Source organism: Paenibacillus sp. LjRoot56 (assembly GCF_964253335.1).
Classification (GTDB): Bacteria; Bacillota; Bacilli; order Paenibacillales; family NBRC-103111; genus Paenibacillus_E; species Paenibacillus_E allorhizoplanae.
Genome location: NZ_CAXURV020000004.1, coordinates 1,145,895 through 1,159,196 on the forward strand (window position 1 = coordinate 1,145,895; position 13,302 = coordinate 1,159,196).

At 43.8% G+C, this 13,302-nt stretch carries 5 protein-coding genes; all 5 read right to left on the bottom strand.

All coding sequences use genetic code 11. The features are described 5' to 3' along the window. Positions 1-28: 28 nt before the first annotated feature. The gene (locus ACSQ8O_RS31080; protein ID WP_436244787.1) at positions 29-5,377 is read right to left on the bottom strand and encodes a carboxypeptidase regulatory-like domain-containing protein; all 5,349 of its coding nucleotides are present in this window, start codon (positions 5,375-5,377) and stop codon (positions 29-31) included. 169 nt (positions 5,378-5,546) lie between these two features. Next, complete coding sequence (locus ACSQ8O_RS31085; protein ID WP_436244788.1) at positions 5,547-7,802, bottom strand: right-handed parallel beta-helix repeat-containing protein; 2,256 nt, start codon at positions 7,800-7,802, stop codon at positions 5,547-5,549. Positions 7,803-8,195: 393 nt separating this feature from the next. Continuing rightward, the gene (locus ACSQ8O_RS31090; RefSeq protein WP_436244789.1) at positions 8,196-10,346 is read right to left on the bottom strand and encodes an EAL domain-containing protein; all 2,151 of its coding nucleotides are present in this window, start codon (positions 10,344-10,346) and stop codon (positions 8,196-8,198) included. A gap of 16 nt (positions 10,347-10,362) precedes the next feature. Next, positions 10,363-12,852, bottom strand: a complete 2,490-nt coding sequence (locus ACSQ8O_RS31095; protein WP_436244790.1) for a chemotaxis protein CheW — start codon at positions 12,850-12,852, stop codon at positions 10,363-10,365. Further along, entirely contained in the window at positions 12,845-13,288 is a 444-nt protein-coding gene (locus ACSQ8O_RS31100) for a chemotaxis protein CheW (RefSeq protein ID WP_436244791.1), read from the bottom strand. The genes ACSQ8O_RS31095 and ACSQ8O_RS31100 overlap by 8 nt, the downstream gene beginning before the upstream one ends. Positions 13,289-13,302 lie beyond the last annotated feature (14 nt).

Genomic DNA, 13,302 nt, shown 5'->3' on the forward strand with positions numbered 1-13,302 from the left:
TATCGCTCTGGGTCTTGCCTATATACGACTACTTATTCACTACAATACGATGAATCAGAACGGCCGCTTGTGCGCGGGAGAGGTCCTGCTTCGGATGAATGCCTGTTTCATCACCTTGAACAAAGCCTTCGGTAGTAAGGGCTTCAATACTATCTATGGCATAGTCGGAAATGTCGGAAGCATCTTTATAGTCTAGGATTACCTCTATTGAACTTGGACGACTAGGAAGCTGCTTACTTACTTGAAGCGCTCTTGCAGTCAGTACCATCGTATCCTCACGAGTGATCTGTTTATTCGGTTCAAAAAGGTTATTTCCTGTACCCGTTGTAATGCCATATGCCTTGGCATTGGTAAGCGCATTGAAATAATAGTTACCGCTGTCAACATCCGTGAAGGCATCCGCTGTACGCGCTGGTAGATCCAATGCTCGCATCAATAGAACAATGAAATCTGCTCGTGTAATGCTGCTTTGTGGGTCGAACTCGTGTACATTTCTGCCTTCAATAACTCCCTTGGCTGCAAGTATTTTAATCGACGCTTGTGCCCATTTCACTGAAGCTAGATCAGTGAAAGTCGGACTCTTAAACATGATGGTATATTGGCTAAAATGTTTGGTAGTAAAGATGACTTGACCTGCCTGGACGTCATAATGCCCATTCGGTACAGGTATCAGCTGTCCTTGTGGATCGATATAAAAAACGACGATGTGATCCGGATTCTGCTTTTCTTGTTCTGATGGTAAATAAGGAATCTGAATTGTGACTGGTGCTTCAGGATTATGCCACGCAATCGACTTTCCATTCGCAAGCAGCTGCACGTCGTAAACAGGATGATTGTCAATCGAGTTAGCTTTCGTTAAGCGAATTTCTACCATGTCACCTAAATTATCGAGACCTTTCAGCATTTGATCAGAGATTACAATAGTGCCCAACTCTGATTGAAGCTTAAGTTCAAATGCATGCTCATTCGCCTTCAACAGATCTGCTGGGAGCAGCAGGCCAAATTGATCTATGGACGAGTTGGATTTCAAGTTAACAACGATCACTTTTTTGCCATTGGTATCATCTTGTGTAGATTGAATAGCGCTTTCTAAGTTAGTCCTCGAAATCATAGCAGTTCCTTGGTCGTTCGACTCTAGCAAAAGATGGGATGGGTCTTTCGTCGTATTCTGTCCGGTGTCTGGCTTCGTCACAGGATCTGGATCTGGTGTTGGATCCGGTGTTGGTGTTGGATCTGGATCCGGTGTTGGATCAGGATCTACAATCACTACTCGTTTGATCTCAAACGCATGCTCTGAAGCCGTCGCTTGAAATAGATCTCCCCGACCATTCGTTAAATCTGATTTCGTTAATCTGACTACTGTTTCACCTGAGGGAGCTAAATCTTTAACCTTCCAATTTACCACGAAGAGATCCGTATCAGGCAAGATAGCTTGATTGACATCCACCATCAACACTTTTATCGCAAGTGATCCCTCGGCGGTTTGATCACCCTGTATAATTTGCAGTTCCGATGAACTTGGAAGTGTAGATATCCACTGCAGCTTCGTCGAATCATAGTCGACTATGAGGTCAACCGAATACACCGCCGAGTACACACTGCTCGACACATTGTTAATTTGAAACGCAGATGGTATCGATTGTCCTGGTTTCGCTTCTGCAACGCCTTTTAATGATGCTATTGCTCCGTGTGCTTGCAAGAACAATGGGTTCACCAACGTAGTCTGTCCAACCGTCACCGTGACATTGCCCATCGTCGCTTCGTCATAGCCTGCTTTTTGAGCTGTAATCGTAAATTCTGTATCAGGCGCCACGTCAGAGAAGGTAAATGTACCAGAAGCATCTGTTATCGTAGTTCTTGACTCGCCAAGCTTCGTAAGCGTTACATGAGCACCATATACGAGATGGTTGCTTTGATCCATGACAGTTCCTGCTATTAGACCATAAGGACTATTAGCCCTATAAACGGCAATCTCATACGTTTCGTTAGCAGTTCCATCAGGTGAAACTACATAAACGACAATTCGATTTTGTCCTTCCACTAATGGAATTGCTTCTGACGTTGCACCACTTAATACCGTTTTTCCATTGATCGTGATATCCGCTTGGCTGTTGCCTGCTGTCGGAACAAATGTGATGTCATGAATGTCATAGGGAACATTGACTTGATATTGCGTTGTGTTCGGAGCAAAATCAGGTGATAATGTACCACCATTCACAAGTAGTCCTTGTAAAGATGCATCGACTTGAGCAGAGATCCGATGAATCGAAACCGTATATGTGGCCGTCGTCAGATTATCTTCCGCTGTTACAACAACGGGAATGTCCGTGTCATCTCCAGTTAAAGTAATGGAATCAGAGCTATTACCACTTCCCACAGGTACGCCGTTTACAAGAATTGATTTTACATTCGGACTGCTAGCGACAGGTGTCAGATTCACATGCTCCACATTACTTGGCACTTGTATCGCATAATGTGTACCATCCAGACGTGTTAATGTTCCTGCATCACTGGATAACTCTGCAAGTGTTGCGTCTGTTTTTGAGTAACCAATCCCTTGCGTGACTCGGAAATTATCGATATACACACTGCCATAATTGGTGCTGTTCGCATAAAAGTCAATTTTCTTAATATCCGCCATGGCGATTCGGTATGGGGCACGGTCTACTATTTTCTGACCATCGATGTAAATATCGAAACTTTGTGCAGCCATGTCGATCACCATTCGCATGTTATACCATTGACCTACAGTATACTTCATAAAATCAGTTGATGTTGTACCCTTATATCCCTTCATCGTGCCTTTATCAAAAGCAAAGCTAATACCAGGGTTCGTTAGATTCGTACTGCCATACACATAGGGCAAACTGATCCAGTTATTCCCACTGACATACGTGTCTTTTCGTTTCAAATCGGCTTCAATGGTGACAATCCCCGTTAGTGGTGTAGCAAATGTTTGAGACAGACTCGTGCTTCCCGAGTTGCTGCTTCTCGTTAAGAGGACACTTTTATCTGACACACTAGGGACCTCAGCGACCTCAACACTTCCGCCACTGGTACTGATTGTTAAATTATTTCCCGAGCTCAATGCTCCTGTCGAAAGACTATCAAATGTATGATTGTAAAGCACTTGCGGTTGTTTGCTCGACAGTAATACTTTGCCAATATCCGTGAGACTCTCCGGTGTAATAGTGACATTACCTTTGGAAACAGTAAAGTAGCCTGCTTTCGATAGCATAATTGTGTAATTCTCACCGATCGGCACCTGGCCTAATTGCAAAGTGCCCGTACTATCGGTTGTTCCGCTAACAATTTCCTCACCTTCATACATAACTTTGGCAGAAACACCCTCTAGAGCGGACATCTTCTCATCCAAAATGCTTCCGCGCAGGCTGCCATAAGGACTTGTGGAAGTAATGACAATATCCAACGTCGTCATATTCGGTGGTTGAATCGCGATTGTCGAGGTCGTCGTCAAATAACCCGTTTTTTCAGTTTTAAGCTCAACCCCCGTTGCTAATGGTACATCCGCAATCACGAACGAGCCTTTCGCATCACTGGTTGCCGTATAACTCACTGTATTGACAACCATAGAAACCTTCGCTCCGGCAACTGCTTTGCCAGAGCCATCCTTTACTTTTCCGTTCACTGATTCGGTTGTGCTGCCTGCTTCTGTGTAATATTCAAAAGCCCCGATATCCGGAAGCCCGTTATACAGCGTTTTACCCGCATAGTCTTTCAATCCGTTATTTGGCATCGCAATTCCGGCATTAATCATAGCTGAACCTGACTTTGAACGAAAACCCAGCGCTGAATCTAACCTTGGTCCTGTTTCAATGGTTCCAGAGGGACCAGCCACCGTACTAACAAATTTAGGATCTACTTGTAGAGCCTTGGTATCACTGGTAGGAATCATTAACCCGGTACCAAAATAATTGTTATTCTCGTAGAACGTTGTTCCACTTGTAGTGATTGTCGCACCTGTACGTGTCGAGTACAGATTATTATTACGAATGTTGTAGGTTGCGTCTAAGGAGGTGCCATAGCCATAGATCAAATAATTACTTTTATCATTATAAATGGTATTGTTATACACCTCAGCTATCGCCTTCTTATCCGAATGCAGATAAATGGGATATCTGGTGTTGCTTTTAATCAGATTATTACGAATCACGGTATCGCCGAATACAAATTGGCAAATAAGAATGCCATCCCCATTATCATGAATATAGTTGTATTGAATGAGTATTTTTGTTGTCCCTTTATCTGGATCGATCCCATTGGAATCGGCTCCGCCCGCTTTTTGCGTGGTCTCATACACCTCATTGTGCTGCACCACGATATCATCGGCATAGTACATTTCAATCCCTGATGTTCCTGCCTTATAGACGACATTATTTTCAACTAGTCCGCCTCTGATATCTGTCAAATACATCGCATTACAGCCATATGCCGTATCTTTTTGAGTTATATAATTGTCTCTAATAATAATATTGGTATGCGGTGTGAATTTCGGATCGGTTCCATTGGCACGTTCACCCCAGCCCGTCGAGACGGCGATGGTATTCCCATCCGCATCCTTCCCATCCCCTGTGTATTGCTTAAAAGTAATACCCGCAAAAGACGTATTCGTAATTGTGGATTGTTCCACGACTACATCATTTATTACAGTCGCTTGACTAGGTGGACTAAATATATTCGGCACTGTCGTGTCGAATACGATGCCTCCTGTTTTTTTGGATCCGTCCCAGCCTGTCTTGAAGCGAATACCCGATTGCGGTGGAACTGGCTGTGTACCGCTAATCCAGTTAATTTGCCCCGTTACATCATGAACATCGACTGCTACGATACGGAAATAATCCAATGTTGTACTATTATCACCAGAGATATGAATGCCCCTGTAATCACCAAGGTTCTCGCCTGGTGTTGCCGTTGCTGGCTTAGCATTGGAAACATCTAAATGATGAATCTCCCAATACTCCTGATTAAATAAACGTACCGCATCTTCTACCAAGCCTTTCCCTTGAATGACAGGCTTACTTCCGCTGCCATACTGATCAATGATAATTGGCAAGCCTTGGCTACCTGAGCCCTTTGGCCATAACTGCCCATCCCAAACTTCACCTGACTTCAGCAAAATCTGATCCCCAGGTTGAAACGTGGTAGCGTTTACTTTTTCTAACGTTTGCCATGCTGAGTTTTCACTCGTACCTGTATGCGAATCATTACCTCCTGTCGCATCTACATAGTAGATCGTCCCCGTGACGGGTGAAGCTTGAACACGAGATACCGGAAGAAGAGAACTTACAATTCCAAATATAAGTACAATGGCGAGGATCAAGGATGACCATTTCAATCTTTTTGGCTGAAGCAACATGTGTGACCTCCTCTAATTTCAATATGCCATATTATAAGATCTATTTTCCGCTCAAAACCAGTAGGTAAATGAACAATTCTCTTTCACTATTCCAATCATTCTGCTCTACTTCGCACAAAAAATCCCAAATCGCCGTCTTCGGCAATTCGGGATTTAACAATACAAATCGTTATGGTGTATATACTTTTACATTGTCTACGTTCGTTGTACCCGTTTGTGAGTTATCCGCATAGAATTCAATCTTGGACACATTAGAAACAGCTGCTCGCATCGTTGCCTGGGATAGCTTCAACGTGCCATTCACATAGAAATCAAATTTATCGGTATTCGTATCTAGAACAACTTTGAAATCATACCAAGTGTTCGCCGTGAAGGCTTGAATGGTCGTCCAAGTCCCGTTAACATTCGCTTTGATATTCCCTGTATCCATAGCGATTGATTCAGCAACGACGCCTGTGCTGTCATAGAGGTAAGGCAAGCACCACCATGACGTTGTTTCACTTCGTTTAACTCTGGCCTCAATCGTAATTGTACCACTTGTTGCTCCAAACGATTTGGACATAGAGGTTTTGGCCGATGCTGTCGGCTTGCTAAGCTGTACGCTCTTATCGGTTGCACTTGGTACAGCTTGCACGGTAATGACATTCGGACTGGTGCCGTTGGCAATGGTCCAACCTGTTGGGGCACTGCCAGTAGTCACCGCATCGAATGTATCATTTACCAAGTAAGTAGGTCCCGTAGTGCCTCCCGTAATCTGCGTTTCATCAGCACCAATATCTGCTGCGTCTGTGTATAACGTATCCCCCCAGAAATCAAGTCCACCATTTGATGCAATCGTAACTCCTTGATTAATGATCGGCGAGCTCGTTTGAAGCTTATAGCCCCCTAATGTGCTCATTGCAGGTCCACTCGTTTCAGTACCCGTTCCGCCAGTCCCTGGGCTCACTAATTTCGGATCGCCTGTTCTCGGATTCGCATCTCCCGCTGGAACGGTAAGTCCAGTCCCATAATAACTATTCGTATTGTAGGCAATGCCTCCGCCAGTCGTTAGTACAGCTGAACTCTGTGTTGAATCCAGAATGTTATTTCTTATATTATAGCTAGCATTAATATACGACCCATAGCCATAAATCAAATACGTGCTATTCGTATTATAGATCGTATTATTATAAATTTGCGAGGTCGCAGCCGAATCGGAATGGAGATAAATTTGATATCTCGAATTACCTGTAATTACATTGTATCGGATGATCGAGTCGCCAAAGCTGAATTGACACAGCAGGATCCCATCCCCATTGCCATGAATGTAATTGTATTGAACGACCTGTTTCGTCGTACCTTTATCCGTATCGATGCCGTTGTAGTCGGCACCACCGGCTTTTTTCACCACACCATAAGTCTCGTTCTTCTGTATAACAACATCGTCCGCATAGTAGGTTTCGATACCCGAAGTCCCCGCCGCAGCAACGACATTACTCTCAATCAACCCACCCTTAACATCTGTCATATAAATACCATTACAACCATAAATCGTGTTTGCTTGGCTAATGAAGTTATTCTTAATCGTGATATTCGTAAAAGGATACCAATTCGTATCCGAAGCGGAGCTGCGAACACCCCAACCTACCGAAACGGAGGGATTCCCATTGTTATCTTTTCCATCCCCCGTATATTGCTTGAAAATAATCCCCCCAAAAGAAGTGTCCTTAATAGAACTGTTGGAAATGACCACATCGTTGAATTTGCTCTTTATGGTTGCTGCGGCCGGCGCTAGCACGTTCGTAGACATATCAAATACAATGCCGCCAGTTCGTTTGGAGCGATCCCACCCCGTCTGGAACGTGATACCTGTTGCATTATCGGCCACATCGCCGCCAATCCAATTCACTTCACCGCTCACATCATGAACATTTAGCCCATCTAAACGGAAGTAATTGAGCGTACCAATATCTGCACCGGTAATATGTACACCTCGAAGATCACCTACGGAACTCGTTGTTTGATTACTAATATCTAGATTGTGAATTTCCCAATACTGCTGATTGTACAAATAGACAGTAGCCTTCACCGCGCCTTGTCCTTGAAACTTTGGTTTGGCTCCTGTGCCGTACTGATCAATGATGATTGGGCTCCCTGATGTACCCGAGCCTTTCGGATATAACTGACCCACCCAGGTATTTCCGGCCTCAAATAAAATGCGATCGCCTGGCTGGAACGTTGTACTATTCACTTTCGTCAATGTTTTCCACGCTGTTGCCGTACTTGTGCCATTGTTGGAATCGCTGCCGTTGCCAGCGTCGACATAGTAAGTTGTATTTGCAGCAAATACGGTTGCCGGTAGGAGCACTATCAATAATGAGAACATCATCATAATGGTTACGACGAAAGCACCTAAGCTCTTACCTTTTTTCAATAATAATCCCATGATCCTTGCCTCCTTCTAATTGTAAGCGCTTAACTTTTTATGAAAATAAAACGACTTACTTGCGTTCGTGCTTCATTCCTAACCTTCTTTCTAATCAGTCCTCCCTTAAGCTAAGCAACCTGGCACGTCGATAGTTCATACTGTCTTGTTGTTTTTGCCTGCCTATTCAATTTTGAGTTCAGTATAGTTGACAATGAAGGCAGAACATAGGGGGGAAATGAACAATTTTCTTTCATTTTATAAGGAAATAAATGGATGGATTCCTCCTACCCCTAGCGGCACCTGCCCACAGTCATATCTCAAAAAAAAAAAGCGAATGCCACTAGGCATCCCTGACAGAATTTCAACTATTTATTTAGTACAATCCCCTCCATACTATCGGATTCCCAATGGTCATCTTCCAAACCTTGCAAAAATCTCAGGTACTTGGTCTGCCTCGACCGGTCTACCAAACAAGTACCCTTGTACCGTATCGCATTGAAAGTCTTGCAGCAGGCGTAAATCTTCCTCATTCTCTACCCCTTCAGCGATGACATTAATCTTCAAATTACGAGCTAAGGTGATGATGGTGTTGACGATAGCTGCATGTGTCGGGTTTACTGATATATCCTTCACGAAAGACTGGTCAATTTTCAGATGATGTATCGGAAATTCTTTCAAGTAACTCAATGAGCTGTAGCCTGTCCCAAAGTCATCCATGGCGATCTGCAACCCCATATTCTTAAAGCTATTTAATGTCGCTAGAGCGACTTGAACATCCATCGTCATACTTTCTGTAATCTCCAACTCCAAGTACTGAGGCTCGAGCCCCGTATCTTGTAGGATATTGGAAATTTGCTCACAAAGCGATCTATCGTAGAACTGCTTCGATGATAAATTCACAGCCATGGACACCTTTGGTAATCCTAGCCTCTGCCAGTGCTTATTCTGAGCACAAGCCTCCTCGATCACCCATTTGCCAATGGGATAAATAAGACCTGTTTCTTCCGCAATCGGAATAAATTCTAAAGGTGAAACCCGCCCAAGCTGTGGGCTATCCCAACGGATTAAACTTTCAAAGCCGACGATTTTATTTTCAATCACGTTGACCTGCGGTTGGTACATCAGGATAAACTCGTTCTTCTCCAGCGCTTTACGCAGATGCTTTTCAAGCGTCATTCGCCTCTCGATTTTGGCATAGATGTGCGGGCTGAAATACTGAACTTGATTTCCACCGAGCTCCTTCGCGTAATCCATCGCGATATCGGCGAAACGAACGAGCGTTTCAGGATCTTGGTCATCTTCAGGAAACTGACTAATCCCAATGGAAGGCGAAATGTAAATCTCATGCTCTCGAATCCGAATCGGCTGATTGATACTTTGAACAATGTTCTGCGTATAGACATCGAGCTCATCCCTCGAAATATGCTTCACGAGCCCGATAAATTCATCACTGCCAACTCGAAATACATGCAGATTTTGAGTCAGAAAGCTATTCTTCAATCTCCGTGCGATGACCTGAAGAATGCGATCACCAACATCATGCCCTAACGTTTCATTCGCCAATTTGAACTGGTCTAGATTCACGAATACTACGGCGAAGCGCTCCTTCTGTACGATGGCCGCTTCAATCCATTTCGTTAATACCTGTCGATTGGGAAGGCCTGTTAAGGGATCATGATGGACCAAATACCGAATCCTCTCCTCCATACTCCGCGACTCCGTAATATCGACAGTTAATGAGATGATCTCGCGAATGACGCCATTATTTTTGATCGGTCGAAGTACCGTTAAGAAATAATAGCCATGCCATTCCGTTTCGAAATCAACAACCTCTCCCATCGACCAGGCCCATTCATAGTATTGCAGCATGTGATCTGCCATATATTTGGGGAAGATAGTGTGGATATCCTTACCAATCGCTTGTGCCTCTTTGATCCCCAGTCGATCGAACAAGGAACCTTGCCATGTGGTGTAGATAAATTCATCCTGTTCTTTTCGAAATTTCATTAACAGTCCGTTTTGCTGCCTAATCTTCTGATGAAGCTCCTCTTGAAATTGAAGCAGATCCTCTTCCATTTTAAGTAGAAAGGTGAGCATTTCAATATGACTTTTGACGGATTGCTCTTTCCCTAGCATGTTGGTTTCATTACGTAGGAATAACTTTTTTCTCATGGCGGTTTTGCACCTTAGCAGAAATTCTTCTTCCGTCAGAGCATTACGTGTTTTCTGAAAAAGAGTTTCCTTCTGAAAAAAGTCCATTGCTCCGTACTCCAGAGCTTTCATCGCTGCGTTCGAGCCTTCTTCCGTGTAGCTGCTCAGCATAATAACCGGTACGGGATGAAACGTCATAATTTGATTCAAAGCCGTTAAACCGTCCATTTCCGGCATCTCGATGTCGAGTGTGACCAGATCTGGCTGTAGTTCTACGATTTTGTCCAATGCATTAGCACCATTAACTGCGAATCCTACTACCGTAAATTGTGGATCTTGATCAAAGAGTTTGGCAATCATATTACGCATTACGATGGAGTCATCGACAATTAAGACACGGAATGTTCTCATACTTGTCACCTGATTCTTAAGTATTCATCTTCAACTGCGAGAGGAACTGCTCTCGATCGAAAACTTGGATAAGCCGATCATCTTTCTTATAAATACTCCGAATCGTAGAAAGCGAGGCTCTGCTTTGAACAATCTCTTCATTGGTATCGTGCTCAAACACAGTTACAATTTCGGTTACGGAATCCACAGCAATACCAATGGATTGTTCCTCATCCCGCACGATGAGAACACGAGATTTCGCGGAACGGGATTGTGTTGACAATCCCATACTACTACGCAAGTCATAAACCATCAGCAATTCTTCTCTAATATTCATGACGCCCAGCACATTAGGGGCAGCCCCAGCAATCTTCGTCAAAGATGGCATCGCCAAAATTTCTTGCACATGTTCAAGATGGAAGCCGTACCATTCCGCATCGAAATGAACGGTGACCAGTTCTCGCTTCGTATTGTGTTTGCCTTTATTGGCTCGATCCTTCATCCCGAAACGAACATGTCCAGAAGATGATTTCTGCATCATCGCGTTCACATCTAGAATGAGTGCAACCAGACCATCTCCAAGGATCGTCGTTCCAGCAATATACGGAATGTGACCAACGATATCATCTAAGGATTTAATGACGATTTCTTGGTTGGCAATTAATTGGTCCACGACAAGACAAATCCGTTTCTCTGCCATCCCAATCATAAGTATCGACTTCTTGGTCTTAGAAGCCTCTTCGTTCAAGCTGTTCCCTGGTGAAAGTAAGGTATTCAACCGCAGTAAAGGCAGGATTTCACCTCGCACATGACAAATTTCTTGACCATGAAGCAATTGAATTTCCTGTTCATTGTATCTGAAAATTTCAATAATGTTCGATAGAGGTACTGCGATCGTCCGCTGACCTTGACGGACAAGAAGCGAGCGAATAATAGCCAACGTTAAAGGCAATTTCAAGGTAATCGTGGTTCCTTTGCCAATTGCCGTCTCGATGTCAATGAGCCCATTCAATTTCTCGATATGCGAACGGACAATATCCATCCCAACGCCTCTGCCTGACAACTCCGTTACTTGCTCTGCCGTGGACATACCCGAGTGGAATATGAGCTTAATGATTTCCTTTTCCGTCATAAGCTGAGATTCTTCTTCCGAAATAAACCCCTTATCCACTGCTTTTTTGCGGATACGTTCTGGATCAATGCCACGACCATCATCTGTAACCGTGATTACGATAGAATTCTCTTCATGTGCAGCCTTCATCCGGATATGCCCTTTTCTTGGCTTCCCTGCTGCTTCCCGCTGGTCAGGTGTTTCCAACCCGTGATCTGCCGCATTGCGGAGGATATGTATGAGCGGATCGCTAATTTCTTCAATCAAGGTGCGATCCAGCTCCGTTTCTTTCCCTTCAATCGTCAAGACAATCTCTTTATTGGCTGTTTGAGACAAATCTCTGATTAAGCGAGGAAATCTGCTAAAAAGCTGCTCGATGGGGATCATCCGCGTCTTCATCATGCCATCACGCATATTACTAACGATTTTGCCTAAATGATGGGTAATATCTTCGAGTAAATGAATATCAGAATCTTGTTTATATTTGTCTTGCAACCGCTTCTTAACTTCAACAAGTCGTGTATTATCAATCAGCAATTCGCCAACTAAATTAATTAAGTGCTCTAAGCGCTGAACATCCACTCGAACGGTATGGGAAACTGCAGCGGTTTCTTTTACAACGGTTGGTGCTGGTTTAGCTGTTTTATGCTCAACATCCGGTGTTGCAGTCGATGACCGCGTAGATTCGCGAACTTGATCCTCAGGCTGACTATGAAATGGTCCAACAATCACTTCGGACAATTGCGAAATGCGATTGATTCTCTCTTGGATCTCCTCGCAAGCTTGGTTCGTTGAGATAAGAAAATGGATGGGAGCCTCGAGGTCTTCATCTGTACTCGACGCATTGAAGTTCGGTTGTGTCGATAAGACATCGCCCAATTCTTGAAGCTCACGAAGCACGAGTACGGCACGAACTGCCTTCATCACAGAGCCTGGTTCAATTAAAATACGAATAGAAAGGAGTTCAGGCTCAGCTGCGACGGATTGTATAGCTACTCGTGCTGGTACTGCTTCCAATGGAACGCGATCCCCGTGAGACAACTGTTCAAGAACTGCAATGAGATGCTCCACCGCTTGCTCTTCATAATTTCCTTTCAAGAAGAGCTCTCTTTGCTGCTTCATGTAATCAATACTTTGGAACAACACATTCATCAGTTCTGTGTTCACTTGAATCCGATTATTGCGAAGATGATCAAAAATATTTTCCAGTTTATGCATCATCTCTTTAAGCTTGTCAAACCCCATCGCAGCGGCTGATCCTTTGAGCGTATGAGCGATACGAAATATGGTTTGAATCGTTTCTGGTTTACTGCCATTCTCCTCAAGCTCCAATAGACTTTTATCCAAGAGAAGAAGTTGTTCACTCAATTCATCCAGAAACACACCCATATAGACTTCCATTTGAAAATCACTCATTGCCCCTTACCTCCTGGAGAAACAGCTCGCCAATATCCAATATCCCAACAAAACTGCCATCAATTTCACCGATAGCTTGTAAATAAATGCTGCCTTGTTGACCAAATTCCTCTGAAACAGGCTTGACTTCCGTAAATCCGATCACTCTGCTCACACAGTCCACCACAAGCCCCAGTGTTTTACCAGCTAGATGAACAATCATAATGCGTGTATGTTTCGTATCCATGACTGGTCTAATGCGCAGCATGGAGCGCAAACAATAGATGGGGATAATAATGCCGCGTAAATTGATGACCCCACGCAAATTTTTCTTATTTCCTGGCAAAACGGTAATCTCATGCATCTTAATGATTTCTTGAATATACGCGATAGAGAAGGCATAATGCTCCTGCCCAATCTGACCTTCAACATATAAAGGAGTGACCGTCGTTGTCATGTGCAACCCTGTCC